This window comes from Pseudomonas sp. LBUM1656 (assembly GCF_059716065.1).
The window spans coordinates 5,212,671-5,238,264 of sequence record NZ_CP166800.1; the positions used below are offsets into that span (position 1 = coordinate 5,212,671).

The following is a 25,594-nucleotide window of genomic DNA, read 5'->3' on the forward strand; positions in this document are numbered from 1 at the left end:
CGCCTTTTTTCGGCCCACACATTAAGGATTTCCCGATGAGCATGCTCAAAGACCCGTCTTCGAAATACCGCGCGTTCCCGACCATCGATATCCCGGATCGCACCTGGCCATCGAAGACCATCACCGCAGCGCCGATCTGGTGCAGCTCCGACCTGCGTGACGGCAACCAGTCGCTGATCGAGCCAATGGACGCGGTCAAGAAGTTGCGCTTCTGGAAAACCCTGGTGCAGGTCGGTGTGAAAGAGATCGAAGCCTCGTTCCCGGCCGCTTCGCAAACCGACTTCGACTTCGTGCGTACCCTGATCGAAGGCAACCACATCCCGGACGACACCACCATTCAGGTGTTGACCCAGGGTCGTGAGGATTTGATCGAGCGCACCTTCGAATCCCTGCGTGGGGCGAAGAAAGCCATCGTTCACCTGTACAACGCGACCTCCCCTTCCTTCCGCCGCATTGTCTTCAACCAGGACAAGGAAGGGGTCAAGGCCATCGCCGTGAACGCGGCCAAGCTGTTCGTCAAATATGCGGCCCAGCAGCCAAACACCGAATGGACCTTCGAATACTCGCCGGAAACCTTCAGCGCCACCGAACTGGAATTCGCCAAGGAAGTCTGCGACGCGGTGATCGAAGTCTGGAACCCGACGCCTGAGCACAAGGTGATCCTCAACCTGCCGGCCACCGTCGAATGCGCGACCCCGAACATCTATGCCGACCAGATCGAATGGTTCGGCCGTCACATCAACCGTCGTGACAGCGTGATCATCAGCCTGCACACCCACAACGACCGTGGCACGGGCGTTGCGGCTACCGAACTGGGCCTGATGGCCGGCGCCGACCGTGTCGAAGGCTGCCTGTTCGGCAACGGCGAGCGTACCGGTAACGTCGACCTCGTGACCGTGGCGTTGAACCTCTACACCCAGGGCATTCACCCTGAGCTGGACTTCTCCGACATCGACGGCGTGCGCAAAGTCGTCGAAGAGTGCAACCAGATCCAGGTGCACCCGCGTCACCCGTACGTAGGCGACCTGGTTCACACCGCATTCTCCGGCTCGCACCAGGATGCCATCCGCAAGGGCTTCGCCCAGCAGAAACCGGACACGCTGTGGGAAGTGCCGTACTTGCCGATCGACCCGGCCGACATCGGCCGCAGCTACGAGGCAGTGATTCGCGTCAACAGCCAGTCGGGCAAGGGCGGTATCGCCTACCTGCTGGAACAGGAATACGGCATCAGCTTGCCGCGTCGCATGCAGATCGAGTTCAGCCAGGTGGTACAGCGGGAAACCGATCGCTTGGGCCTTGAGATGACGGCTCAGCAGATCCACGCGTTGCTGCACAGCGAGTACTTGCAGGCCAACACCCCGTACGCGCTGGTCAGCCATCGCCTGCAGGAAGAAAACGGTCACAGCGCCGTGGAAGTGGAAGTCTCGGGCAAAGGCCAGGGCGAAACCAACCTGCACTGGCGCGGCAAGGGCAACGGTGCGCTGGAAGCCCTGGTGGCCGGTCTGCCGATTCCCGTGGAGATCATGGACTACAACGAACACGCGATCGGCGCGGGCACCAATGCCAAGGCCGCAGCCTACATTGAACTGCGTGTGAACGGTGAACGCGCGGTGCATGGCGTCGGCATCGATGAAAACATCACCACTGCGAGCTTCAAGGCCCTGTTCAGCGCGCTGAACCGCTCCCTCAGCCAGCCGGAAGCGAAAGCGGCGTAAGCGTTCGCTGCAATGCAAAAGGCCCCTAGGTGAAAACCTCGGGGCCTTTTTGTTTGCCTGGAGTGTGTTGATCGTTCCCACGCTCTGCGTGGGAATGCAGCCCGGGACGCTCCGCGTCCCATCTGAAGCCGAACGCAGAGCGTCCGTAGAGGCATTCCCACGCAGAGCGTGGGAACGATCGGTTACGTGAACTCGAACGTATCGGCATCGAGATTGGCCGGGAAGCGTGTGCGATAGGCTTGCAGATCCGCCGCGTCCAGCACGACCTGAAACACGCCATCAGCTTCGCCGGCACTGAGCAAAGTCTCCCCCTGGAAATCCAACACCTGACTGTCACCGGTATACGCAAAGCCTTTGCCGTCGGTACCGATGCGATTCACTGCGGCCACGTAGCACAGGTTCTCGATCGCCCGCGCCGGCAGTAAACGGTTCCAGTGCTGACGACGTGCGCCGGGCCAGTTGGCGGTGTAGAGCAGCAAGTCGGTGTCCTGTGCATCGCGGCTCCATACCGGGAAACGCAAGTCGTAGCAAATCAGCGGCCGCACTCGCCAACCCTTGAGTTCGAACTGCACCTGACGCTCGCCCGGCGTGTAGTGGTTGTGCTCGCCGGCCATGCGGAATAGATGACGCTTGTCGTAGTGCCAGACTTCCCCGTCCGGCCGCGCCCACAGCAGACGATTGCGATGGCTGCCGTCAGCGGCCTGGACGATGACACTGCCGGTAATCACCGCATCAAGTTTTGCCGCTTGAACGCGCAGCCATTTGCTGGTCGGACCATTTTCCGCTTCGGCGAGGGTTTCCGATTCCATGGAAAAACCGGTGGTGAACATCTCCGGCAAAATGATCAGATCCGCCCCGCGAGCCTGTTCAAGCAATTGCTCGAAATGCTCCAGGTTGGCCTGACGGTCGTGCCAGGCCAGGGTGGTCTGGATCAGCGCGACGTTCAGATTGGGCAGCGCACTCAGATCACGCATAGTTTTGCCGCTGCTTCACGCAGCGTCTCCTCGCGTTTGGCGAAGCACAAGCGCACCAGACGCTGGCCCTCGGGTGGCGTCTGGTAGAACACCGAAATCGGGATGCTCGCCACGCCATGTTCGCGGGTCATCCACAGCGCCATCTCGACGTCATTGAGGTCCGGGCGAATCTGCGAATAATCGACCAGCTGGAAATACGTGCCGGTCACCCGCTTGAAGCTGAAACGCGACGGTGCCAGCAGATCGCAGAACAGATCGCGTTTGGCCTGGTAGAAACCTGGCAGCTCTTCGACGTGTTCAGGGTGTTCGGCCATGAAATCGGCCAAGGCGTATTGCAGCGGGGTCACGCCGCAGAAGCTGACGTACTGGTGCACCTTGCGCAGCTCGGCGGTGAGCGCCGGCGGTGCGACCACGTAGCCGGTTTTCCAGCCGGTGACGTGATAGGTCTTGCCGAAGGAACTGACCACGAAGGCGCGTTGATACAGCTCTTCGTGATTGAGCACGCTGACGTGAGGCACGCCGTCGAAGACCAGGTGTTCGTAGACTTCGTCGCTGACGATGTAGATGTCGCGATCCCGAATCAACGCCGCCAATTGATCCAGTTCGGCACGACTGATCAGTGCGCCACTCGGGTTGTGTGGGGAATTGAGAACGATCATCCGCGTGCGCGGCGTAATCGCTTCGGCAAGCTTTTCGAAGTCGATGGCGAAGTCATTCAGACCGAGTTGCACATGCACGCAACGGCCACCCGCCAGCTCAACCGACGGCTCGTAACTGTCGTAGCACGGATCGAACACGATCACTTCGTCGCCGCTGTGGATAACCGCCTGAATCGCACAAAAAATCGCTTGAGTGGCGCCGGGAGTGACCGTCACTTCATGGTCGGCATCCACATTGACGCCGTAGCTGAGGGCGATCTTCGCCGAAATCTGTTGGCGCAGCGCCGGCAGGCCGGTCATCGGTGAATATTGGTTGTGGCCACTGGCGATGTGCCGACCGACCGCATCGCACAGGGCTTGCGGGGCATCGAAATCGGGAAAACCCTGGGACAGATTGATCGCCCCGGTTTGCGCCGCGAGCTGAGACATCTGAGTGAAGATAGTGATGCCGACATTCGGCAGCTTACTGGTGATCATCGGTGATTCCCTGCTCTGCACCCGGCTCTAACGGCGGCGCGGGAGAGCCCGAGGATAGCCCATCCGGCGCCCATAAAAAAAGGGCGCATAAAGCGCCCTTTTTTGTGAAACCCGATCCTGTTCGATCGTTCCCACGCTCTGCGTGGGAATGCATCCCGTGACGCTCTGCGTCACAGACGCGGTGAACGCGGAGCGTCCATGGCGGCATTCCCACGCAGAGCGTGGGAACGATCATCGGCAGTCGTGGATCAACGCTTGTCGCGGCGCTTTTTGTCGGCCTTTTTGTGGTGCGACATCATGCGGCGCTTCTTGTTGACCTGACGGTCGGTCAGCGAGGTCTTGTTGCCTTCGTACGGGTTCTCGCCGCCCTTGAACTCGATGCGGATCGGCGTACCGACCAGCTTCAAGACACGACGGTAAGTGTTTTCCAGGTAACGAACGTAGGACTTCGGCACTTTCTCGATCTGATTACCGTGAATCACGATAATCGGCGGGTTAGCACCACCCAAGTGGGCATAACGCAGCTTGATCCGACGGTTGTTGACCATCGGTGGCGCGTGCTCACCCACCGCATCTTCCAGAATCGTGGTCAGGCGGTTGGTTGGCCAGCGGGTGACCGCAGACTTGAACGAGTTCTGGACGGAGGCGTAGAGGTTGCCCACGCCCGTGCCGTGCAGGGCCGAGATGAAGTGGATGTCGGCGTAATCAACGAAGAACAGTCGACGTTGCAGCTCGACCTTCACGAAGTCACGCTCGCTCGGCGTCATGCCGTCCCACTTGTTGATCGCGATCACCAGCGCACGACCCGACTCAATGGCGAAGCCCAGCAGGTTGAGGTCGTGGTCGACCACGCCTTCGCGGGCGTCCATTACAAAGATCACCACGTTGGCGTCTTTGATCGCTTGCAGGGTTTTGACCACGGAGAATTTTTCGACTTCTTCGTGGATCTTGCCGCGCTTGCGCACACCGGCGGTGTCGATCAGCGTGTACTTCTCGTCGTTACGCTCGAACGGGATGTAGATACTGTCGCGGGTGGTGCCAGGCTCGTCATACACGATTACCCGGTCTTCACCGAGCATGCGATTGACCAGGGTCGACTTGCCGACGTTCGGACGGCCGATGATGGCGATCTTGATCCCGTCTTTTTCGCTTGGGCCAGGAATGCGCTTCGCTTCCTCGCCTTCGGCAACGATCTCTTCCTCGCCTTCTTCCAGCTCGTCATCGTCTTTCGGGAAGTCGCTGAGGGCGATTTCCAGCATCTGGGTGATGCCACGACCATGAGCACCGGCGATCGGAATCGCGTGGCCCATGCCCAACGGGGCGAACTCGGCGCGGGCCATTTCAGGGTCGATGTTGTCGACCTTGTTGGCAACCACATAAGAACGCTTGTTACGTTTGCGCAAATGCTCGGCGATCATCTGGTCGGCGGCGGTAAAACCGGCCTTGGCATCTACCAGGAACAGAACGACATCGGCTTCTTCAATGGCAAGCAGCGACTGCTCGGCCATTTTTTCGTCCATACCGTGCTCGTCACCGGAGATACCGCCGGTGTCGACCAGAATGTAGGAACGCCCTTGCCACTTGGCCTCACCGTATTGGCGATCACGGGTCAGACCGGACAAGTCGCCGACGATGGCGTCACGAGTCCTGGTCAGGCGGTTGAACAAGGTGGACTTGCCGACGTTCGGTCGGCCCACCAGGGCGATTACGGGAACCATGCGGCTCTCCACTTCGTTATTTCAGAAAATACAAAAGCCGCTGCGAGGCAGCGGCTGGTGCTCGGGGCAACACTGTGGGAGCGGGCTTGCTCGCGAAAAACCGTAACAGCACCGCGTTTATTCAGGCTGTACGCGTCATTGTTGACGTCCTTCGCGAGCAAGCCCGCTCCCACAAGTGCAGCAGCCTGGGGTGTTAACCCCAAGCATAGTTCTTACTTGATGGTCAGGGCTTCCAGTTTGCCGCTGTTGCCATATACATAAATCGTGTCACCCACCACCAGCGGACGGGCACGCAGGCCGTCACTGTCGATGCGCTCGCGGCCGACGAAACGACCGTCAACCTGGCTCAGCAGGTGCAGGTAGCCTTCCATATCACCGACTGCAACATAGCTGGAGAACACTTCCGGAGCCGACAGTTGACGACGGGCCAGCGAATCGTTGCTCCACAACGCTGTGGTGGAACGTTCGTCGACGCCTTCAACGGTGCCCGAAGACAGGCTCACGTAAACGCTGCCAAACCCCTGGGCGACACCGGCATAGCTGGAAGCATCACGCTGCCAGAGCTGACGACCGCTTTCCAGGTCCAGTGCCGCAACGCGACCCTGGTAGCTGGCGACGTACAGGGTACCGCCGGACAGCAGCAAGCCGCCGTCGATATCGACCACACGCTCCAGTTCCGAACGACCTTGTGGAATCGCGACCCGTTGTTCCCACACCGGCACACCGTTGGAAATATCGAGAGCGACCACTTTACCAGTCGACAGGCCAGCCACCGCGAGGCGGTTGGTGACGATCGGCGCACTGGTGCCGCGCAAAGTCAGGACCGCAGGGGTGCTGTCATACAACCAGCGCTGGTTGCCGGTAGCGGCATCCAGACCGATCAGACGGTCGTCCTGAGTCTGAACCACCACAACGTCACCGTTGTTGGCCGGTGGTGCGAGAACTTCGCTGGACACGCGAGCGCGCCATTTCTCTTCACCGTTGATCGCGTCCAGGGCAACGATTTCGCCCTTGATAGTACCGATCGTGAGCAGACCGTATCCTACGCCAACGGCGCCGGAAACAGGCAGGTCGAGATCTTTCTTCCATTTGACGTCGCCATTGCTGCGATCCATCGCCACGACTTCACCCGTGACGTCGGCGGCATAGATGGTATCGCCATCGATTGCCGGCACCAGCATGTTGTAGGTTTCGCCCTGACCGTCACCGATCGAACGACTCCACTGCTTTTGCAGAACCACTTCTTCTTTGAAGTCGGTCAACTCGGCCGGCGGCAATTCTTTTTTGCTGTTGCTGCTGCAACCCGCGGCCAAAACGGCCAGAGCCAGCAATGCTGCATGTTTCCAACGGATCACGTCACGCATCCCCTTTGGCCAGATCGTCCAGCTTGATTTGTAGGCCACCGACCGCCGCTTCATCCGACAGTGCCGCCTTGGCTTTTTGATACGCCGCGTTTGCTTCGTCAGTACGACCCAGCTGCACCAGCAGGTCGCCCTTGAGTTCTTCGCGAGTGGCCAGGAATGCCTTGTCGGCATCACCTTCGAGCAGCTTCAGGGCTTCATCGACCTTGTTCTGCGCGGCCAGCACCTGCGCCAGACGCTGACGGGCAATTTCGCCCAGCGCCGGGTTGGCCGGTTTGTCGACGATGGCTTTCAGCTCGCTGGCTGCGTCGTCCAGTTTGCCGCTGTCGACCGCGACTTTCGCCACGAACAGGCTGCCGTACTGCGCATAGGCGCTACCGCCGAACTCGCTGTTGAGCTTGCCGGCCAAGTCCGAAACACGGGCGGCATCAGGCTTGCCGTCAGGCGTCAACGTGGTTTCGAGCAATTGCTGATAGAGAATCGAGGCGCCTTGCGACTGATTGCTCTGATACTTCTGAAAGGCCTGCCAGCCGAACACGATGACCAGCGCCAACAGGCCGCCAGTGACCAGGGGCTTGCCGTTGCGTGTCCACCAGTCCTTCAAATCCGCCAGGTTTTCGTCTTCGGTACTCGACACCCCAATACTCCTTAATCGCTAAATCGGCTGTTTATGACAGCTTCAACCCTGCACGACGCAGGTGGCCAGGTGTGCAGCAAGCGCATCCCAGGCAATGCTTTGTTGTTCGCCCTGGCCACGCAGGGGTTTGAAACCTACCACTTGCTGGGCCATTTCGTCGTCACCGAGGATCAGCGCATACAACGCACCGCTCTTGTCGGCCTTCTTGAACTGGCTTTTAAAGCTGCCGGCGCCGGCATTGACTTGCAGGCGCAGGTTGGGCAATTGATCACGAACACGTTCACTCAGGGTCAGACCGGCCAGCTCCGCGGCTTCACCGAAGGCACAGAGGTAGACGTCGACCTGACGGGAAATCTCTTCCGGGATCTGCTCCAGGGTTTCAAGCAACAGCACCAGGCGCTCGATACCCATGGCGAAACCAACGCCCGGGGTCGGCTTGCCGCCCATCTGCTCCACCAGACCGTCGTAACGACCGCCGGCACAGACGGTGCCCTGGGCGCCCAACTTGTCGGTGACCCATTCGAAAACGGTCTTGCTGTAGTAATCCAGCCCGCGAACCAGCTTCGGGTTGATCACGTACGGAATACCGGCGGCGTCCAGACGAGCCTTCAGGCCCTCGAAGTGCACGCGGGATTCTTCGTCGAGGTAGTCGGCCATTTTTGGCGCGTCGACCAGCACTGCTTGAGTGTCGGCGTTCTTGGTATCAAGCACCCGCAAAGGGTTGGTCTTCAGACGGCGCTGGCTGTCTTCGTCCAGCTTGTCCAGATGAGCGGACAGGAATTCGACCAGCGCTTCGCGGTAACGACCACGGGATTCGCTGGTGCCCAGACTGTTGAGCTCGAGCTTGACCGCATCACGGATGCCCAGCTCGCCCCACAGGCGCCAGGTCAGGATAATCAGCTCGGCGTCGATGTCCGGACCGTCGAGGTTGAACACCTCGACACCGATCTGGTGGAACTGGCGATAACGGCCTTTTTGCGGACGTTCGTGACGGAACATCGGACCGATGTACCAGAGTTTCTGCACCTGGCCACCGCCGGTGATGCCGTGTTCGAGCACCGCACGCACGCAGGCCGCTGTGCCTTCAGGGCGCAGGGTCAGGGAGTCGCCGTTGCGGTCGTCGAAGGTGTACATCTCTTTTTCGACGATGTCGGTCACTTCACCGATGGAGCGCTTGAACAGCTCGGTGAACTCGACTATCGGCATGCGGATCTGCTTGTAACCGTAGTTATCCAGCAGACGCGAGACGGTGCCCTCGAAATGACGCCACAGGGGCGTCTGTTCGGGCAGGATGTCGTTCATGCCACGAATGGCTTGCAGAGACTTGCTCACTTTAAATCCTTAAATTCGTTCGGCTCTTCAGTCGGGCTCAGCCGCGGGCGATGACTGCCGCGTCGGCTTCGACCTTTTCGGCCGCTTTCTGGCGGATCAAGCGTTCAAGCTCATCCACCAGATTATCATTCGTCAGTTTCTGCGACGGCTTGCCGTCGATGTAAATCAGGTTTGGCGTGCCGCCGGTCAAGCCGATATGGGCTTCCTTGGCTTCGCCCGGCCCATTGACCACGCAACCGATGACCGCGACATCCAGTGGCACCAGCAGGTCTTCGAGGCGCCCTTCCAGCTCGTTCATGGTCTTGACCACATCGAAGTTCTGCCGCGAGCAGCTCGGGCAGGCGATGAAGTTGATGCCACGGGAACGCAGGTGCAGGGATTTGAGAATGTCGTAGCCGACTTTCACTTCCTCGACCGGGTCGGCCGCCAACGAGATGCGAATAGTATCGCCAATCCCTTCGGCGAGCAGCATACCGAGGCCCACAGCGGATTTCACTGTGCCTGAACGCAAACCACCGGCTTCGGTGATGCCCAGGTGCAGCGGCTGGACGATTTCCTTGGCCAGCAGGCGGTAGGCGGCGACGGCCATGAACACGTCGGAGGCCTTCACGCTAACCTTGAAGTCCTGGAAATTCAGACGCTCAAGGTGCTCGACGTGACGCAAGGCCGACTCCACCAGTGCTGCTGGGGTCGGCTCGCCGTATTTCTTTTGCAGGTCTTTTTCCAGGGAGCCGGCGTTGACGCCGATGCGGATCGGGATCCCGCGATCACGAGCGGCATCGACTACCGCACGCACGCGGTCTTCACGACCGATGTTACCCGGGTTGATCCGCAGGCAGTCAACGCCCAGTTCGGCGACGCGCAGCGCGATCTTGTAGTCGAAGTGGATGTCGGCAACCAGCGGTACCTTGACCAGTTTTTTGATCTTGCCGAAGGCTTCGGCGGCGTCCATGTCCGGTACGGAAATGCGCACGATATCGACGCCAGCCGCTTCCAGACGGTTGATCTGGGCCACGGTGGCAGCCACGTCATTGGTGTCGCTGTTGGTCATGCTCTGGACAGCGATGGGCGCATCGCCGCCAACAGGCACGTTACCGACCCAGATCTTGCGGGATTCGCGACGTTTGATTGGAGATTCGCCGTGCATGACTTATTGACCCAACTTCAGGCGAGCAGTCTCGCCACTGGTGAACGGAGCGACATCGACCGCCTGCCCGTTGTAACTGACCTGCGCGCCACGGGCGAAGCCCAGACGTACGGAAAACGGCGGTTTGCCGCTGACGGAAACATTTTCGCCCTTACGCTTGAGACCGCTCAACAGCACCTTGCCGGTACCATCGGTGACTTGGGTCCAGCAATCGGCGGTGAACTGCAGCTGAACCTGGCCTTGGCCGGCCACCGGAGCAGCGGCTGGAGCGGGAATGGTCGGCGTCACCGAAGCGCTTGCAGGCGGCGTCGACACAACAGGCGCAGTCGGCGCTGGCGCAACTGGAGTCGCGACAACCGGCGCAGCGCTGTGCGCCGGAGCAGCAGGCGCTGGGGTAGCAGGGGCAGTCGGGGCGGCGGCAGGTGCAGTGGCTTCAGTCTCGGCCGGTGCTTCAGTTGAATTCTGGGCCTGTGGCAACGCAAGCGCGGTTGCGCCGTCAGCCTGACCTTCCGCGACAGCCTGGTCTTCAGGCTCGTCCAGCGGATGGATCTGAGTGGTGCCATCAGCGCCTTCGACTTCGACGTGCTCCGGACTCGGGCTGATCAGGTCCTTGGTGCGCAGGGAGGTCTGATCCTGCCACCAGACAAAACCACCACCAATCACTGCAATCAGCAACAGCAGGCTGACAATGCGCAAAATAGTGTGGGAAACCCGAACCGGTTCTTCGATACGACCCAGGCTGTGGACGTTGCTGCCCTGGGAGTCGGTGCCGGTGGATTGGTCGAACTGCTGAACCAGAACGGTCTGGTCCATGCCCAGCAACTTGGCGTACGCGCGAATGTAACCGCGGGCGAAGGTGTGCCCAGGCAGCTTGTCGAAAGCGCCGGCTTCCAGGTTGCTTAAAGAGTTCACGGTGAGGTTGAGCTTGAGAGCCACTTCGGCCAGCGACCAGCCATTGCTTTCGCGGGCCTGGCGCAAAGTCTCACCGGGGTTAACGCGATTCGCTGCTACAACTTCGGGATGCGCCGCTTTCATCATTGCTCCGACAGGTATTGCTGATATTCCGGCGTACCGGGATAGAGTCGTTTTAGTTGCAGGCCAAAACTGGCGGCCTTGTCGCGATCTTCAAACACTTTTGCCAGCCGAACGCCGAGCAATAGACTACGTGCATTTTGCTCGGTGAGCAGGCTAAAACGATCGTAATAGTCACGCGCGGGCACATAATGCCTGTCTTCGAAGGACAACTCAGCCATTTCCAGCAATGCACGCGGTTGTTGGCGGTTCAAACGCAGGGCTTTTTCCAGTTGCTGCTGCGCCAGATCACGCTGGCCCAGCTTCGAAGCGGTCATGCCCAGGTTCTCGAACACCCGCGAACGCTCAGGATACAGGGTATCGGCGGCGGCCTGTTCAAAGCGCTCGTACGCCTCTTTATAGCGTTTTTCTTCGAAAAGAAAGCTGCCATAGTTATTCAGGATTCGTGCATCGTTGGGACGGGAAGACAGCGCCTTGCGAAAGTGCTGGTCGGCCAGCTCAGGTTCCATCTCGGCCTGGAACACCAGACCCAGCGCGGCATTGGCGTCCGGATCCGAATCATCCAGATCCAAAGCCTTCTTCAACGGCACTTTCGCCCGCTCGGTCATGCCTTGCTGCAAGTATCCCAAGCCCAGCTGCACGTAGGCCGTGCGTGCTTCATCGCGACCCTTGCTGGTCTTCATCGGGTTGAAATCGCCCGACAGGACGCAACCAGTGCAAAGACTGGCCAATAGCAAAAGCAGCGCGAAGCGCAGGGACATAGAGATCCTCTCTTGATTTATTTCGCGGCGTTTTGCGCCATATCGTTCTCGGCGCTCAATTCGCGCACGGCGATATAACGTTCGCTGCGACGGGTGCGATCCAGCACCTGCCCTACCAATTGGCCACACGCGGCATCGATGTCTTCACCACGGGTGGTGCGTACGGTGACATTGAAGCCTGCATGGTGAAGCTGATCCTGGAACCGGCGAATCGCGTTGTTGCTCGGGCGCTCATAACCGGAATGCGGGAACGGGTTGAACGGAATCAGGTTGATCTTGCACGGGATGTTCTTGAGCAACTCGATCATCTCGACGGCATGCTCGACCTTGTCGTTGATATCTTTCAACAAGGTGTACTCGATGGTCAGCACGCGCTTTTCGCCCAGGGAGGACATGTAGCGCTGGCACGACTCGAGCAGCATCTTAAGCGGATATTTCTTGTTGATCGGCACCAATTGGTTACGCAATGCGTCGTTTGGTGCGTGCAGGGACAACGCCAGGGAGACGTCGATGTGCTTGGACAGCTCATCGATCATCGGCACCACGCCCGAAGTGGACAGGGTCACGCGGCGTTTGGAGATCCCGTAGCCCAGGTCATCCATCATCAGATGCATGGCGGCCACGACGTTGTCGAAGTTCAGCAGCGGCTCGCCCATGCCCATCATCACCACGTTGGTGATGGCACGGTCGGCGGTGGCCGGGATGCTGCCAAACGATTTATTGGCAATCCACACCTGACCGATGACTTCGGCGGCGGTGAGGTTGCTGTTGAAACCTTGCTTGCCGGTGGAGCAGAAACTGCAATCCAGGGCACAGCCTGCCTGGGACGAAACGCACAGAGTGCCGCGCTTGCCCTGGGGAATGTAGACAGTCTCGACGCAGCTGCCGGACGCCACGCGCACCACCCACTTACGGGTGCCGTCGGTGGAGATGTCCTCGCTGACGACTTCAGGACCGCGAACTTCAGCAATCGCCTTGAGCTTGTCGCGCAAGGCCTTGCTGACGTTCGTCATGGCGTCGAAATCATCGACGCCAAGGTGGTGAATCCATTTCATTACCTGACCGGCACGGAAACGCTTCTCCCCGATTGAGTCGAAGAATTTTTCCATTTCCAGCTGAGTCAGACCCAGCAGGTTAGTTTTAACAGTCGATGTAGTCATGGATTCACCTTCACTCTTAAGCCAATGCTTAGCGAGTGGTTACTTCAGTAGCTGCGAAGAAGTACGAGATTTCGCGAGCAGCAGCGGCTTCGGAGTCCGAACCGTGCACAGCGTTGGCGTCGATGGAATCAGCGAAGTCAGCACGGATGGTGCCGGCAGCAGCTTCTTTAGGGTTGGTAGCGCCCATCAGCTCACGGTTCAGAGCGATAGCGTTTTCGCCTTCCAGAACCTGAACGACAACCGGACCGGAGATCATGAAAGCAACCAGGTCGCCGAAGAAACCACGAGCGCTGTGCTCAGCGTAGAAGCCTTCAGCTTCGGCTTTGGACAGTTGCTTCAGTTTCGAAGCTACAACGCGCAGGCCTGCTTTTTCGAAACGAGTGGTGATCTCGCCGATGACGTTTTTTGCAACAGCGTCAGGCTTGATGATGGAGAAAGTACGTTGAACAGCCATGGTGTAACTCCAGAAACGGTAATTTGCGAAAAATTAAACCCGCGAATTATACGCGGGTTCTTTAGTATTGCCTAACTGCGTACGGCGCAGACTCAGTCTGCTTCTTCGATCCAGGCGGCCTGAATGGCTTCAAGCACCTTCTCGCCACCGCGGGTCGGATCATCACTGAACTCCGGCAATGCCAGCACCCATTTGTGCAGATCGACGAAGTTCACGTAACGCGGGTCCACTTCCGGCTTGGATTCAGCCAGTTGGATCGCGATTTCCAGCACATCAACCCATTTCAGACTCATGACGCTTCCTTGAATCAGTGCGGCGCTTCAGCCGCATGGTTGAGCGAATACTTCGGAATTTCGACGGTCAGGTCTTCAGTCCCGACTTTAGCCTGACAGGCCAGGCGCGACTGGGCTTCCAGCCCCCAAGCCTTATCAAGATAGTCTTCTTCCAGCTCGTCAGCCTCTTCCAGCGAGTCAAAGCCCTCGCGGATCAGGCAATGACAAGTGGTGCAGGCACAGACGCCACCGCAAGCGCTTTCCATCTCGATATGGTGCTCATGCGCCAGTTCGAGGATGGAGATGCCGGGTTCAGCCTCCACAACCATGCCGTCCGGGCAAAACTTCTCGTGTGGCAGAAAAATGACCTGCGGCATCGTTATTCCTCAATCTCATTCAGGTTGCGCCCCGCCAGCGCGGCTTTCACCGTCGAATCCAGGCGGCGGGCAGCAAAAGCGTCGGTCACTTGCGACAGACGCTTGGTCTGCTGCTCGATGGCGTAACCATCAGTGCCTTTCATCAGTTCGGTCAGTTCCTGCATCTGCAGCTCGATCACCATGCGCTCTTCGGCGTCGAGCAAGCGCTCACCGTCGACATCAAGGGCGGCCTGGACCGCTTCGATCAGGCGCTGGGCATCGACCTGCTGCTCACGCAGTACACGGGCAACTTTGTCGTCGTTGGCGTGCTGGAACGATTCCTTGAGCATCTTGGCGATTTCGCCGTCGGTCAGGCCGTAGGAGGGCTTGACCTGAATGCTGGCCTCGACACCCGAACCCAACTCGCGAGCGGAGACACTGAGCAGACCGTCGGCATCGACCTGGAACGTCACGCGGATTTTCGCGGCACCGGCGACCATTGCCGGAATGCCACGCAACTCGAAGCGCGCCAGGGAACGGCAGTCGCTGATCAGCTCACGCTCGCCCTGCAACACATGGATCGCCATGGCCGACTGGCCATCTTTGTAAGTGGTGAAGTCCTGGGCGCGGGCGACGGGGATGGTGGTGTTGCGCGGAATCACCTTCTCCATCAGGCCGCCCATGGTTTCCAGCCCCAGGGACAACGGAATCACGTCGAGCAAGAGCAATTCGCCGCCATCGCGCTTGTTGCCAGCCAATGTATCGGCCTGGATCGCAGCACCAATGGCCACCACTTGATCCGGATCGATTTCAGTCAGCGGCTGACGACCGAAGGCTTCAGCGACGGCTTCGCGAACGCGAGGCACGCGCGTCGAGCCGCCGACCATGACCACCGCGTGCACTTCTTCCAGCTCGATGCCGGAATCACGCACTGCGCGACGGCAGGCTTTCAGGCTGCGGGCAACCATTGGCTCGATCAGCGCATCGAAGGCTTCGCGAGTCAGCTCGGCTTTCCAGTCACCATAAGCAACTTCAACGGACGAGACAGTGGTCAGGGCTTCTTTGGCGGCGCAAGCGGTTTGCAGCAGATGGCGCTGGGCGCCCGGATCGAGGTCAGCCGACAAACCGGCGCTCTCGATGATCCAGCCCGCGATGGCGTGGTCAAAGTCATCGCCACCCAGGGCGCTGTCGCCACCGGTAGCAAGCACTTCGAACACACCGCCGGTCAGGCGCAGGATCGAAATATCAAAGGTACCGCCGCCCAGGTCGTAAATCGCGACCAGGCCTTCGGCGTGTTGATCCAGACCGTAAGCCACCGCAGCAGCGGTCGGCTCATTGAGCAAACGCAGCACGTTCAGACCGGCCAGCTTGGCCGCATCCTTGGTGGCTTGACGCTGAGCATCGTCGAAATAGGCCGGAACGGTGATCACCGCACCCACCAGTTCACCGCCCAATGCCTCTTCAGCGCGCTGACGCAACACTTTGAGGATATCGGCAGAGACCTCGACCGGGCTTTTGGGGCCCTGAATGGTGTCGATGAACGGCATGTGCGACTCGCCGCCGACAAAGCGGTACGGCAGTTGATCACCCAATTGCTTGACGTCGGACAGACCACGACCCATCAAGCGCTTGACCGACAGCACGGTGTTCAAAGGATCGGTCGCGGCCGCCAGCTTGGCTGACTCGCCGACTTCGACGCGATCGGCGTGGTAGCGCACGGCGGACGGCAGAATGACCTGCCCGTCAGCGTCGGCCAGAGGCTCGGAAAGACCACTGCGCAACGCAGCGACCAGCGAATTGGTAGTGCCCAAGTCGATCCCCACAGCCAGACGACGCTGGTGCGGTTGAGGACTTTGGCCGGGTTCGGCGATCTGCAGTAGGGCCATCGTTATCAGGACTTATCTGTATATCAGGCGTGCGACCGGAGCGGCACTGGGTTAATCGTCGAGGCGCTCTTCTAACTGGCGCACTTCGTAGGTGAGCTTGTCGAGGAACTGCATGCGCCGCATCAGGCGTTCGGCCTGTTCACGTTGCGCTGCATCATCCCAACAGGCTGCGAAGCTTTCGTTCAGTTCATCCTGAGCCGTCTTCAGGCGACGCTTGAACACTGCAACACCCGCCAGGTCGGCGCTGTCTTGCAGGTCTTCGAGCTCTTCACGCAATTCCATCTGCTGCAGAAGAAACTCCGGATCATGCACCGTGACCTCCAGCGGCAGCTCGCGCCCGCCCATGGCGAGCAGGTATCGCGCGCGCTTTGGGGGACTTTTGAGCGTCTGGTAGGCCTCGTTGAGGCTCGCGGATTGCTCTAGCGCCAGCCGCTGCTCGCGCTCGGAAGCGTCCGCAAAACGGTCCGGATGAACACCTCGCGCCAACTCACGATAGCGCGTGGCCAACTGATCGAGATCCAGACGGAAGCTCGGCTGCAGTTCAAATAAAGCGTAATGACAAGGAGTACCCACGAGCAGCCTCAGATGTTGAAGCTTTCGCCGCAGCCACATTCACCGCGTACGTTGGGGTTGTTGAACTTGAAGCCTTCGTTCAACCCTTCCTTGACGAAATCGAGTTCGGTGCCGTCCAGGTAGGACAGGCTTTTCGGGTCGATGATCACTTTCTCGCCGTGACTTTCGAACACCTGATCCTCTGCAACCACCTCGTCGACAAACTCCAGCACGTAGGCAAGGCCGGAACAGCCCGTGGTGCGAACACCCAGGCGAATCCCCTCACCTTTGCCGCGCCCGTCAAGGGAGCGTCGCACGTGTCGAGCAGCCGCTTCTGTCATGCTGATAGCCATCGTTGACTCCTTACTCGTCGCTTAATGCTTAGATCAAGCCTTTCTTCTGCTTGTAGTCGCGAACGGCCGCTTTGATAGCGTCTTCAGCGAGTACGGAGCAGTGAATTTTTACTGGCGGCAGGGCCAGTTCTTCGGCCAGCTGAGTGTTCTTGATGGTCTCTGCTTCATCCAGAGTCTTGCCTTTCATCCACTCGGTCGCCAGGGAGCTGGAGGCAATTGCCGAACCGCAACCGTAGGTCTTGAACTTGGCGTCTTCGATGATGCCTTGCTCGTTGACCTTGATCTGCAGACGCATCACGTCGCCGCACGCCGGAGCGCCGACCATGCCGGTGCCGACATCAGGGTCTTCCGCGTCCATCTTGCCGACGTTGCGCGGGTTTTCGTAGTGGTCGATGACCTTTTCGCTGTAAGCCATGGTTCTTAATCCTCACTCATCAGAGAGTCGCTCTTGAGCCCCGAAAACCGCGGTTTTGCAGGGCCGGTTTGCGGCGACTTGAAATCAGTGTGCCGCCCACTCGATTTTCGAAATGTCGACACCGTCTTTGTACATGTCCCACAGCGGCGACAGAGTGCGCAGCTTGGTAACGGCCTCGCAGACTTTCTGCGCGGCGTAGTCGATTTCTTCTTCGGTGGTGAAACGGCCGAAGGTGAAGCGGATCGAGCTGTGTGCCAGTTCGTCGTTGCGGCCCAGGGCGCGCAGAACGTACGAAGGCTCAAGGGACGCCGAGGTGCAGGCCGAACCGGACGAAACCGCCAGATCCTTGAGCGCCATGATCAGCGACTCGCCTTCAACGTAGTTGAAGCTCAGGTTCAGGTTGTGCGGAACGCGGGCGGTCATGCTGCCGTTGATGTACAGCTCTTCCAGGTCTTCGACCTGCTTGAAGAAACGGTCGCTCAGGGCTTTGATGCGGATGTTCTCGGCCGCCATGTCTTCCTTGGCTACGCGGAACGCTTCGCCCATGCCAACGATCTGGTGGGTCGCCAGGGTGCCGGAACGCATGCCACGTTCGTGACCGCCGCCGTGCATGGTCGCCTCGATGCGAACACGCGGCTTGCGGCTGACGTACAGCGCGCCGATGCCTTTAGGGCCGTAGGTTTTGTGGGCAGAGAACGACATCAGGTCGACTTTCAGCTTCGACAGGTCGATCTCGACCTTGCCGGTGGACTGAGCAGCGTCAACGTGGAACAGAATGCCCTTGGAGCGGGTCAGTTCGCCGATGGCTTCGATGTCGTTGATGGTGCCGATTTCGTTGTTCACGTGCATGACCGAGACCAGGATGGTGTCGTCGCGCAGGGCGGCTTCGATCATCGCTGGCGTCACCAGGCCATCGGTCTGAGGCTCGAGGTAGGTCACTTCGAAGCCTTCACGCTCCAGTTGGCGCATGGTGTCGAGGACAGCCTTGTGCTCAATCTTGGTGGTGATCAGGTGTTTGCCTTTGGTCGCGTAGAAATGCGCCGCACCCTTGATTGCCAGGTTGTCGGACTCGGTGGCACCGGAGGTCCAGACGATTTCACGCGGGTCGGCGTTGACCAGGTCAGCGACCTGACGACGAGCGTTTTCGACGGACTCTTCAGCTTTCCAGCCGAACACGTGGGAACGGGACGCCGGGTTACCGAAGTTTCCGTCGACCAGCAGGCATTCACTCATTTTTTGCGCTACACGCGGATCAACCGGGGTGGTCGCAGAGTAATCAAGGTAAATCGGCAATTTCATGGACTATCTCCTAAATCAGGCTGGCTGGCGTGCCGCTAGCTCTTTGGCTGTCATTCGACGGCGGACGCTTCAATCTTGTCCAGGCGTGGCGCCTTGCTGTTGCAACGGCGCTGGTCCTGACGCTGGGCTACTTCTTGTACCTCACGGCGAGTGACAAGATCAGCCAAGCTGATACCGCTCAGAAATTCGTGAATCTGCAGGCTCAGATCGCACCACAAGTGGTGGGTCAGGCAGGTGTCGCCTTGATGGCAATCACCTTGGCCCTGGCATTTGGTGGCATCGACCGATTCGTTCACCGCATCGATCACCTGGGCGACCTGGATGCCCTGCATGTCGCGGGACAGTTGGTAGCCACCGCCCGGCCCACGAACGCTGGAAACCAGATTGCTGCGGCGCAATTTGGCGAAGAGCTGTTCGAGGTAGGACAGGGAGATGCCTTGGCGCTCGGAGATATCGGCCAGGGACACCGGCCCGTGCTGCGCGTGCAACGCCAGGTCGAGCATGGCGGTTACGGCGTATCGGCCTTTTGTAGTCAGTCGCATGGACAATTACCACGGAGTTCGGAATGGGGCGAGTATGCAATTCCCGAGTATTTAAGTCAACTATAAGACCTAGTACTTTAGTCAGGATTACCCGCAAAAGAGCGGCCGCATCATAGCAAAGGCTGGTCGGTTACAGCCAGCAATTGCGCGTTATCGTTCTTCGCGAGCAAGCCCGCTCCCACAGAGGTCTCGGTTGAAACACACATTGTGTGAACACCGAGACCTCTGTGGGAGCGGGCTTGCTCGCGAAGGGGCCAACTCGGCTTAGCTGGCCTGACTCTGATCCTTGTCCTTCACACACGCAAAGTCTTCTTCACGCAGCTCAGGCAGGTCTTTCGCACAGTAATTACTGCCAAGATCCTTCAACGCCCCGCACATCCCCTCCAGGCGACCATCGACCGCCTGCAGATGGTCAAGCAACTGATTAATGGCTCGCGCCACCGGGTCGGGCATATCTTCACCAACACCGTAGGCGTCGAAGCCGATCTTCTCGGCCATCGCCTTGCGCTTGGCGTCTGTCTCCTCGTCGGACTTGACGATGATCCGCCCCGGAATCCCGACCACGGTCGCACCCGGCGGCACAGCCTTGGTCACCACCGCATTGGAACCGACCTTCGCGCCGGCGCCCACCGTGAACGGGCCGAGCACCTTGGCGCCCGCGCCCACTACCACACCATCTTCCAGTGTCGGGTGCCGCTTGCCCTTGTTCCAGCTGGTGCCCCCGAGGGTCACGCCCTGATAAAGCGTGACATCGTTGCCGATCTCGGCGGTCTCGCCGATCACGATGCCCATGCCATGGTCAATAAAGAAGCGACGACCAACCTTGGCACCCGGATGGATCTCGATCCCGGTCAGCCAGCGACCGAAGTTCGACACCAGCCGCGCCAGCCATTTCCAGCCCATGCCCCACAGGGCCGACGACAGGCGATGGATCCAGATGGCGTGCATGCCCGGGTAGCAGGTCAGAACTTCAAAGGCGTTGCGCGCTGCCGGGTCACGATGGAAAACACTCTGGATATCTTCACGCAAACGCTCGAACATTTTTAATCCTTCCGCTTAAGAAGCTCGCCACGGGCCGCTTTCTGGGTTTCCGTGAGGATGCCACGCAATATATTCATTTCCGCCCGGCTCACCGAGCTGCGACCGTACAACCGGCGCAGGCGCGCCATCAAGTGCCGTGGCTTTTCCGGATCGAGGAATTCGATGGCCACCAGGGTTTGCTCCAGGTGTTCATAGAATCGCTCCAGTTCATCCATGGTCGCCAGCTCACCACTTTTGGTGGACGCCACTTCATCCTTCTCGACCTTGCTCGGCTGGCCTTGGGCCGCGAGCCAGGACATGCGCACTTCATAGCTCAACACCTGCACCGCCGCCCCAAGGTTCAGCGAACTGAACTCAGGGTCTGATGGGATGTGCACGTGATAATGACATCGCTGCAGCTCTTCATTGGTCAGGCCGGAATCTTCACGACCAAAGACCAAGGCAATCTCGGCACCCGACGCGGCTTCCTCGACTACTTTCACGCCGCATTCGCGGGGATCAAGCAGCGGCCAGGGAATGCGACGGTCACGGGCGCTGGTGCCAAGTACCAGATTGCAGCCGACCAAGGCATCTTCCAGGGTGGCGACGACCTGCGCGTTTTCAAGGATGTCCCCGGCGCCAGAAGCGCGAGCATCGGCTTCGTGGTGCGGGAACAGCCGCGGTTCGACCAGCACCAGCCGCGACAGGCCCATGTTCTTCATGGCACGCGCAGCCCCGCCGATGTTGCCGGGGTGGCTGGTATTGACCAGGACGACACGAATGTTATGCAGCAAGGGAGGCGCTCTCGAACACAGAAATGGGGAGCCGAATCTTACAGCGCATCCTACCGTTAAGCCACGAAAGCGAACGTCATCCTTCACCTGTAGAAAAGTTCTGATAGAATGCCCGGCTTTCTTTAACAACCTTAGGTGACACATCCATGCAGCCCATGCTGAATATCGCGCTGCGCGCCGCCCGCAGCGCCAGTGAATTGATCTTCCGCTCCATCGAGCGCCTGGATACCATCAAGGTCGACGAAAAAGACGCCAAGGATTACGTATCCGAGGTGGATCGCGCCGCTGAACAGAAAATCATCGACGCGCTGCGCAAGGCTTACCCGAACCACTCGATCTTCGGTGAAGAAACCGGTTTGCACAAAGGCACCGGGATCGAAGGCGATGAATACCTGTGGATCATCGACCCACTGGATGGCACCACCAACTTCCTGCGCGGCATCCCTCACTTCGCTGTCAGCATCGCCTGCAAATACCGCGGTCGCCTGGAACACGCTGTTGTTCTGGACCCGGTTCGCCAGGAAGAATTCACCGCCAGCCGCGGTCGCGGCGCTCAACTGAACGGTCGTCGTCTGCGCGTCAGCGGCCGCACCAGCCTGGACGGCGCCCTGCTGGGTACCGGCTTCCCGTTCCGTGACGACCAGATGGACAACCTCGACAACTACCTGGGCATGTTCCGCGCCCTGGTGGGCCAGACCGCCGGTATCCGCCGCGCAGGTTCGGCGAGCCTGGACCTGGCTTACGTAGCTGCCGGCCGTTTCGACGCGTTCTGGGAGTCGGGCCTGTCCGAGTGGGACATGGCTGCAGGCGCCCTGCTGATCCAGGAAGCCGGCGGTTTGGTGAGCGACTTCACCGGCGGTCACGATTTCCTTGAGAAAGGCCACATCGTTGCCGGCAACACCAAGTGCTTCAAAGCAGTGCTGACGGCCATCCAGCCGCACCTGCCGGCTTCGCTGAAACGCTAAGCGAACGCCCACAAAAAAGCACCCTTCGGGGTGCTTTTTTTATGCCTGGAGTTTGCCTCCAAGAACACCAAAATCCAATGTGGGAGCGGGCTTGCTCGCGAATGCGGCGTGTCAGTCACCATCAGTATTGAATGTGAAACCGCCTTCGCGAACAAGCCCGCTCCCACAGTGGAATGGTGGTGAGGCATAAATAGCTGGCACAAAAAAAGCACCCCGCAGGGTGCTTCTTTTTGAATCTGAATGTCAGCTACTTAGTGAGCCTGTTCGTTCTGCGACAGGACCAGCTTGCCTTCCTTGTCGACCGGAATCTGGTTACCGGGATCACGATCCATCCGCACCTTGCCTTCCTTGCCGTCCAGCGAATAACGAACGTCGTAACCTACGACCTTGTCACTGATGTCATTCACCGTATTACAACGGGTTTGAGTCGTGGTGTAGGTGTCACGCTCCTGCATGCCCTCCTGAACCTTGTTGCCGGCATATCCGCCGCCAACCGCGCCCGCAACCGTGGCAATTTTCTTGCCGGTGCCGCCGCCGATCTGGTTACCCAGCAGACCGCCTGCCAGCGCACCCACCACCGTACCGGCGATCTGGTGTTGATCTTTCACCGGCGCCTGCCGGGTCACCGCTACATCCTTGCACACTTCACGTGGCGTCTTGATTTGTGTCTTGACCGGTTCAACGGCTAGCACTTGCGCATACTCAGGGCCGCTTTTAACCAGGCTGTAGGTGGCAACAGCACCCCCGGCAGTTACACCGACAGCACCCAATACCGCACCAACCAGCAACGACTTGTTCACATGAACCTCCTGACCATCACCCGCGGAACATGTCCGCGCTTCTCCCAGCCTTGGAGCATAAAAAAAGGCGCGAGTTCAACTCGCGCCTTTTTCGGCTGACAGCTGGAGAAGCGATGGCCGTTATGGACGGTCGTCGACTTCCTTGTCGGTAGCCACTGTAGGAATCAGATCCTCAGTGCTCAGGTTCAGCCAGATCAGCACCACGTTCGCGATGTAAATCGACGAGTAGGTACCCGCCAGAACACCGATAAACAGGGCGATGGAGAAGCCGAACAGGTTGTCGCCACCGAAGAACAACAGGGCCGCGATCGCCAGCAAGGTAGAGATCGACGTCGCCATGGTCCGCAGCAGGGTTTGCGTGGTCGAGATGTTGATGTTCTCGATCAGGCTGGCCTTGCGCAGCACACGGAAGTTCTCACGAACCCGGTCGAATACCACGATGGTGTCGTTGAGCGAGTAACCAATGATCGCCAGTACCGCCGCCAGCACCGTCAGGTCGAAGGTGATCTGGAAGAACGACAGGATACCGATGGTCACGATCACGTCGTGGATCAGCGAAACGATGGCGCCGACCGCGAACTTCCACTGAAAGCGGAAAGCCAGGTAGATCAGGATGCCGCCCAGCGCCATCAGCATGCCGAGGCCGCCCTGGTCGCGCAGCTCTTCACCCACCTGCGGGCCGACGAACTCGACGCGTTTGACCGTCGCCGGGTTGTCGCCGCCAACCTTCAGCAGCGCTTCTGCCACTTGATGGCCCAGCTGCGGATCTTCACCCGGCATGCGTACCAGCAGATCGGTGGTTGCACCGAAGCTCTGCACGATTGCCTCGTGATAACCCGAAGTGACCAGCTGCTCACGCACCTTGGTGACATCGGCCGGACGCTCGTAGGTCAGCTCGATGAGCGTACCGCCGGTGAAGTCCAGGCCCCAGTTCATGCCCTTGGTGGCGACACTGAACAATGCCAGCGCAGTAAGGAACAATGTGACGCCGAACGCAAAGTTGCGAACGCCCATGAAGTTGATTGTACGTAACATGGCAGCCCCTTAAATCCACAACTTCTTGAAGTCACGACCGCCGAAGATCAGGTTGACCATCGCGCGGGTCACCATGATGGCCGTGAACATCGAGGTAAAGATCCCGAGGGACATGGTCACTGCGAAACCTTTGACTGGACCGGTGCCCATCGCAAAGAGAATCCCGCCGACCAGCAACGTTGTCAGGTTGGCGTCGAGAATCGCAGTAAATGCCCGGCCGAAGCCTTCGTTGATTGCCCGCTGTACGGTCATGCCCGCCGCGATCTCTTCACGAATCCGCGAGAAGATCAGTACGTTGGCGTCGACCGCCATACCCATGGTCAATACGATACCGGCGATACCCGGCAGGGTCAGCGTTGCACCCAGCAGCGACATCAACGCCAGCAGCAGCACCATGTTCACTGCCAGAGCGACAGTGGCAATGATGCCGAAGAAGCGGTAGATGGCGATGATGAACAGCGAGACAAACAGCATGCCCCACAGCGATGCATCGACACCCTTGATGATGTTGTCTGCACCCAGGCTCGGGCCAATGGTACGTTCTTCAGCGAAGTACATCGGTGCAGCCAGACCGCCAGCACGCAGCAGCAGCGCCAGTTCAGACGACTCGCCCTGACCGTTCAGGCCAGTGATGCGGAATTGAGCACCCAGCGGCGACTGGATGGTCGCCAGGCTGATGATCTTCTTCTCTTCTTTAAACGTTTGAACCGCTACGTCTTTCTCGACACCGTTCACCATTTGCTTGGTGTACGTGGTGACCGGACGTTGCTCGATGAAGATCACCGCCATGCTGCGACCGACGTTGCTGCGCGTCGCACGACTCATCAGCTCGCCACCGTGACCATCCAGACGGATGTTCACTTCTGGCGTGCCGTGCTCGCCGAAACCAGCCTTGGCGTCGGTAACCTGGTCACCGGTGATGATCAGGCCGCGTTCGATCTGTGCCGGCGGACGATTTCCTTCACGGAACTCGAAGCTTTCGGAAGTGGCTTTCGAAGCACCCGGCTCAGCAGCCAGACGGAACTCAAGGTTGGCCGTCTTGCCGAGGATACGCTTGGCTTCTGCGGTGTCCTGCACGCCCGGCAGCTCAACCACGATGCGGTTGGCGCCCTGACGCTGAACGATCGGTTCGGCAACACCCAGCTCGTTGACGCGGTTACGTACTGTGGTCAAGTTCTGCTTGATGGAGTATTCGCGGATTTCCGCCAGCTTGGCCGGGGTCATCGCCAGACGCAGCACCGCCTGACCATTGAGGTCGGCCGGAACAATGTCGAAATCGTTGAAGTTCTTGCGGATCAGTGCGCGGGCCTGTTCGCGGGAAGCTTCATCACTGAAACCCAGCTGAATGGCGCCGTCGAGTTGCGGCAGGCTGCGATAGCGCAGTTTCTCTTTACGCAACAGGCTCTTTACATCGCCTTCGTACACTTTCAAGCGTGCGTCGAGGGCTTTGTCCATGTCCACTTCGAGCAGGAAGTGCACACCACCGGACAAGTCCAGACCCAGCTTCATCGGATGCGCAGCGAGGTTGCGCAGCCATTGCGGGGTAGTTTGTGCCAGGTTCAGCGCGACGACGTAGTCATCACCCAACGCCTTGCGCACGACGTCCTTGGCCGGCAGCTGGTCTTCAGCCTTGGTCAGACGAATCAGACCGCCCTTGCCATTCGCAGCCAGCGTGGCCGCCTTGACGTTGATCCCGGATTCCTTGAGCGCAGTGCTCACACGATCCAGATCAGCCTGATTGACTTGCAGTGCAGTACTTGCACCGCTGACCTGAATGGCCGGGTCATCAGGATATAAATTGGGAGCGGAATAAATCAGACCGACCGCCAGCACCGCCAGGATCAGAATGTATTTCCACAGAGGGTATTTGTTCAGCAT

The 25,594-nt window shown here is 59.3% G+C and carries 26 protein-coding genes; 2 read left to right on the forward strand and 24 right to left on the reverse strand.

From position 1 onward, the window contains the following. Window positions 1-35 precede the first annotated feature (35 nt). The gene (leuA, locus tag ACA072_RS23485; protein ID WP_497620916.1) at window positions 36-1,715 is read left to right on the forward strand and encodes a 2-isopropylmalate synthase; all 1,680 of its coding nucleotides are present in this window, start codon (window positions 36-38) and stop codon (window positions 1,713-1,715) included. Between the two features lie 182 nt (window positions 1,716-1,897). Here leuA and ACA072_RS23490 read toward each other — a convergent pair whose 3' ends face one another. From ACA072_RS23490 to trmJ, 21 genes are all read right to left on the reverse strand, one after another. Further along, the gene (locus ACA072_RS23490) at window positions 1,898-2,689 is read right to left on the reverse strand and encodes an amidohydrolase (RefSeq protein ID WP_497620918.1); all 792 of its coding nucleotides are present in this window, start codon (window positions 2,687-2,689) and stop codon (window positions 1,898-1,900) included. Continuing rightward, window positions 2,677-3,825: a pyridoxal phosphate-dependent aminotransferase gene (locus ACA072_RS23495; RefSeq protein WP_497620919.1), complete on the reverse strand. Its 1,149-nt coding sequence runs from the start codon at window positions 3,823-3,825 to the stop codon at window positions 2,677-2,679. The genes ACA072_RS23490 and ACA072_RS23495 overlap by 13 nt, the downstream gene beginning before the upstream one ends. Before the next feature lie 248 nt (window positions 3,826-4,073). Further along, the gene (gene der / locus ACA072_RS23500) at window positions 4,074-5,543 is read right to left on the reverse strand and encodes a ribosome biogenesis GTPase Der (protein ID WP_008147761.1); all 1,470 of its coding nucleotides are present in this window, start codon (window positions 5,541-5,543) and stop codon (window positions 4,074-4,076) included. 212 nt (window positions 5,544-5,755) lie between these two features. Further along, window positions 5,756-6,907: an outer membrane protein assembly factor BamB gene (gene bamB / locus ACA072_RS23505; RefSeq protein WP_462028567.1), complete on the reverse strand. Its 1,152-nt coding sequence runs from the start codon at window positions 6,905-6,907 to the stop codon at window positions 5,756-5,758. Beyond that, entirely contained in the window at window positions 6,900-7,541 is a 642-nt protein-coding gene (locus ACA072_RS23510; protein WP_497620922.1) for a tetratricopeptide repeat protein, read from the reverse strand. The genes bamB and ACA072_RS23510 overlap by 8 nt, the downstream gene beginning before the upstream one ends. A gap of 42 nt (window positions 7,542-7,583) precedes the next feature. After that, window positions 7,584-8,873 (reverse strand): histidine--tRNA ligase, encoded by a 1,290-nt coding sequence (hisS, locus tag ACA072_RS23515; protein ID WP_497620924.1) that lies wholly within the window; start codon window positions 8,871-8,873, stop codon window positions 7,584-7,586. Window positions 8,874-8,910: 37 nt separating this feature from the next. Beyond that, window positions 8,911-10,020: a flavodoxin-dependent (E)-4-hydroxy-3-methylbut-2-enyl-diphosphate synthase gene (ispG, locus tag ACA072_RS23520; RefSeq protein WP_008147751.1), complete on the reverse strand. Its 1,110-nt coding sequence runs from the start codon at window positions 10,018-10,020 to the stop codon at window positions 8,911-8,913. 3 nt (window positions 10,021-10,023) lie between these two features. Beyond that, window positions 10,024-11,055, reverse strand: coding sequence for a RodZ domain-containing protein (locus ACA072_RS23525; protein WP_497620926.1), 1,032 nt, complete (start codon window positions 11,053-11,055; stop codon window positions 10,024-10,026). Beyond that, window positions 11,055-11,813, reverse strand: a complete 759-nt coding sequence (gene pilW, locus ACA072_RS23530) for a type IV pilus biogenesis/stability protein PilW (RefSeq protein WP_497620928.1) — start codon at window positions 11,811-11,813, stop codon at window positions 11,055-11,057. The genes ACA072_RS23525 and pilW overlap by 1 nt, the downstream gene beginning before the upstream one ends. 17 nt (window positions 11,814-11,830) lie before the next feature. Continuing rightward, window positions 11,831-12,973 (reverse strand): dual-specificity RNA methyltransferase RlmN, encoded by a 1,143-nt coding sequence (gene rlmN / locus ACA072_RS23535; RefSeq protein WP_403100082.1) that lies wholly within the window; start codon window positions 12,971-12,973, stop codon window positions 11,831-11,833. A 28-nt stretch (window positions 12,974-13,001) separates the two neighbouring features. Beyond that, window positions 13,002-13,427 (reverse strand): nucleoside-diphosphate kinase, encoded by a 426-nt coding sequence (ndk, locus tag ACA072_RS23540; protein ID WP_007916882.1) that lies wholly within the window; start codon window positions 13,425-13,427, stop codon window positions 13,002-13,004. Between the two features lie 92 nt (window positions 13,428-13,519). Continuing rightward, entirely contained in the window at window positions 13,520-13,720 is a 201-nt protein-coding gene (gene iscX, locus ACA072_RS23545; RefSeq protein ID WP_017340315.1) for a Fe-S cluster assembly protein IscX, read from the reverse strand. 14 nt (window positions 13,721-13,734) lie between these two features. Beyond that, a complete protein-coding gene (fdx, locus tag ACA072_RS23550) occupies window positions 13,735-14,076 on the reverse strand; it encodes an ISC system 2Fe-2S type ferredoxin (RefSeq protein WP_109634612.1) in 342 nt (113 codons plus the stop codon). Window positions 14,077-14,078: 2 nt separating this feature from the next. Continuing rightward, on the reverse strand, window positions 14,079-15,941 hold the full coding sequence (hscA, locus tag ACA072_RS23555; protein WP_497620931.1) for a Fe-S protein assembly chaperone HscA: 1,863 nt from the start codon (window positions 15,939-15,941) through the stop codon (window positions 14,079-14,081). A 51-nt stretch (window positions 15,942-15,992) separates the two neighbouring features. Then, a complete protein-coding gene (gene hscB, locus ACA072_RS23560) occupies window positions 15,993-16,514 on the reverse strand; it encodes a co-chaperone HscB (RefSeq protein ID WP_131059383.1) in 522 nt (173 codons plus the stop codon). 8 nt (window positions 16,515-16,522) lie between these two features. Further along, entirely contained in the window at window positions 16,523-16,846 is a 324-nt protein-coding gene (gene iscA / locus ACA072_RS23565) for an iron-sulfur cluster assembly protein IscA (protein WP_028620147.1), read from the reverse strand. A 28-nt stretch (window positions 16,847-16,874) separates the two neighbouring features. Then, window positions 16,875-17,261, reverse strand: a complete 387-nt coding sequence (iscU, locus tag ACA072_RS23570) for a Fe-S cluster assembly scaffold IscU (protein ID WP_003443374.1) — start codon at window positions 17,259-17,261, stop codon at window positions 16,875-16,877. An 84-nt stretch (window positions 17,262-17,345) separates the two neighbouring features. Further along, window positions 17,346-18,560 (reverse strand): IscS subfamily cysteine desulfurase, encoded by a 1,215-nt coding sequence (locus ACA072_RS23575; RefSeq protein ID WP_461955568.1) that lies wholly within the window; start codon window positions 18,558-18,560, stop codon window positions 17,346-17,348. A gap of 50 nt (window positions 18,561-18,610) precedes the next feature. Beyond that, entirely contained in the window at window positions 18,611-19,102 is a 492-nt protein-coding gene (iscR, locus tag ACA072_RS23580) for a Fe-S cluster assembly transcriptional regulator IscR (RefSeq protein WP_007903581.1), read from the reverse strand. A gap of 264 nt (window positions 19,103-19,366) precedes the next feature. After that, window positions 19,367-20,143: a serine O-acetyltransferase gene (cysE, locus tag ACA072_RS23585; protein ID WP_008147732.1), complete on the reverse strand. Its 777-nt coding sequence runs from the start codon at window positions 20,141-20,143 to the stop codon at window positions 19,367-19,369. Window positions 20,144-20,145: 2 nt separating this feature from the next. Next, complete coding sequence (gene trmJ, locus ACA072_RS23590; RefSeq protein WP_010457884.1) at window positions 20,146-20,916, reverse strand: tRNA (cytosine(32)/uridine(32)-2'-O)-methyltransferase TrmJ; 771 nt, start codon at window positions 20,914-20,916, stop codon at window positions 20,146-20,148. Window positions 20,917-21,062: 146 nt separating this feature from the next. Between trmJ and suhB the strand changes: the two genes are divergently transcribed. Beyond that, window positions 21,063-21,881, forward strand: a complete 819-nt coding sequence (gene suhB / locus ACA072_RS23595) for a type III secretion system regulator SuhB (RefSeq protein ID WP_497620935.1) — start codon at window positions 21,063-21,065, stop codon at window positions 21,879-21,881. A 251-nt stretch (window positions 21,882-22,132) separates the two neighbouring features. On the opposite strand, the gene ACA072_RS23600 is transcribed toward suhB, so the two are convergent. The 3 genes from ACA072_RS23600 to secD form a co-directional block, all read right to left on the reverse strand. Continuing rightward, window positions 22,133-22,681 (reverse strand): glycine zipper 2TM domain-containing protein, encoded by a 549-nt coding sequence (locus tag ACA072_RS23600; protein ID WP_010457893.1) that lies wholly within the window; start codon window positions 22,679-22,681, stop codon window positions 22,133-22,135. Between the two features lie 120 nt (window positions 22,682-22,801). After that, the gene (gene secF, locus ACA072_RS23605) at window positions 22,802-23,716 is read right to left on the reverse strand and encodes a protein translocase subunit SecF (RefSeq protein ID WP_046046025.1); all 915 of its coding nucleotides are present in this window, start codon (window positions 23,714-23,716) and stop codon (window positions 22,802-22,804) included. Window positions 23,717-23,725: 9 nt separating this feature from the next. Further along, window positions 23,726-25,594 carry a protein translocase subunit SecD gene (secD, locus tag ACA072_RS23610; RefSeq protein ID WP_497620937.1) on the reverse strand — a complete coding sequence of 623 codons (1,869 nt, stop codon included), beginning with the start codon at window positions 25,592-25,594 and terminating at the stop codon, window positions 23,726-23,728.

What these genes read in the sequence shown, in the direction of transcription:
- secD (WP_497620937.1), bottom strand. Translation starts at nt 25,594, where the DNA reads ATGCTGAACAAATACCCTCTGTGGAAATACATTCTGATCCTGGCGGTG.
- bamB (WP_462028567.1), bottom strand. Translation starts at nt 6,907, where the DNA reads ATGCGTGACGTGATCCGTTGGAAACATGCAGCATTGCTGGCTCTGGCC.
- pilW (WP_497620928.1), bottom strand. Translation starts at nt 11,813, where the DNA reads ATGTCCCTGCGCTTCGCGCTGCTTTTGCTATTGGCCAGTCTTTGCACT.
- secF (WP_046046025.1), bottom strand. Translation starts at nt 23,716, where the DNA reads ATGTTACGTACAATCAACTTCATGGGCGTTCGCAACTTTGCGTTCGGC.
- iscA (WP_028620147.1), bottom strand. Translation starts at nt 16,846, where the DNA reads ATGGCTATCAGCATGACAGAAGCGGCTGCTCGACACGTGCGACGCTCC.
- ispG (WP_008147751.1), bottom strand. Translation starts at nt 10,020, where the DNA reads ATGCACGGCGAATCTCCAATCAAACGTCGCGAATCCCGCAAGATCTGG.
- iscU (WP_003443374.1), bottom strand. Translation starts at nt 17,261, where the DNA reads ATGGCTTACAGCGAAAAGGTCATCGACCACTACGAAAACCCGCGCAAC.
- iscR (WP_007903581.1), bottom strand. Translation starts at nt 19,102, where the DNA reads ATGCGACTGACTACAAAAGGCCGATACGCCGTAACCGCCATGCTCGAC.
- suhB (WP_497620935.1), top strand. Translation starts at nt 21,063, where the DNA reads ATGCAGCCCATGCTGAATATCGCGCTGCGCGCCGCCCGCAGCGCCAGT.
- cysE (WP_008147732.1), bottom strand. Translation starts at nt 20,143, where the DNA reads ATGTTCGAGCGTTTGCGTGAAGATATCCAGAGTGTTTTCCATCGTGAC.
- ndk (WP_007916882.1), bottom strand. Translation starts at nt 13,427, where the DNA reads ATGGCTGTTCAACGTACTTTCTCCATCATCAAGCCTGACGCTGTTGCA.
- ACA072_RS23525 (WP_497620926.1), bottom strand. Translation starts at nt 11,055, where the DNA reads ATGAAAGCGGCGCATCCCGAAGTTGTAGCAGCGAATCGCGTTAACCCC.
- leuA (WP_497620916.1), top strand. Translation starts at nt 36, where the DNA reads ATGAGCATGCTCAAAGACCCGTCTTCGAAATACCGCGCGTTCCCGACC.
- ACA072_RS23495 (WP_497620919.1), bottom strand. Translation starts at nt 3,825, where the DNA reads ATGATCACCAGTAAGCTGCCGAATGTCGGCATCACTATCTTCACTCAG.
- der (WP_008147761.1), bottom strand. Translation starts at nt 5,543, where the DNA reads ATGGTTCCCGTAATCGCCCTGGTGGGCCGACCGAACGTCGGCAAGTCC.
- hscA (WP_497620931.1), bottom strand. Translation starts at nt 15,941, where the DNA reads ATGGCCCTACTGCAGATCGCCGAACCCGGCCAAAGTCCTCAACCGCAC.
- rlmN (WP_403100082.1), bottom strand. Translation starts at nt 12,973, where the DNA reads ATGACTACATCGACTGTTAAAACTAACCTGCTGGGTCTGACTCAGCTG.
- iscX (WP_017340315.1), bottom strand. Translation starts at nt 13,720, where the DNA reads ATGAGTCTGAAATGGGTTGATGTGCTGGAAATCGCGATCCAACTGGCT.
- ACA072_RS23575 (WP_461955568.1), bottom strand. Translation starts at nt 18,560, where the DNA reads ATGAAATTGCCGATTTACCTTGATTACTCTGCGACCACCCCGGTTGAT.
- fdx (WP_109634612.1), bottom strand. Translation starts at nt 14,076, where the DNA reads ATGCCGCAGGTCATTTTTCTGCCACACGAGAAGTTTTGCCCGGACGGC.
- ACA072_RS23490 (WP_497620918.1), bottom strand. Translation starts at nt 2,689, where the DNA reads ATGCGTGATCTGAGTGCGCTGCCCAATCTGAACGTCGCGCTGATCCAG.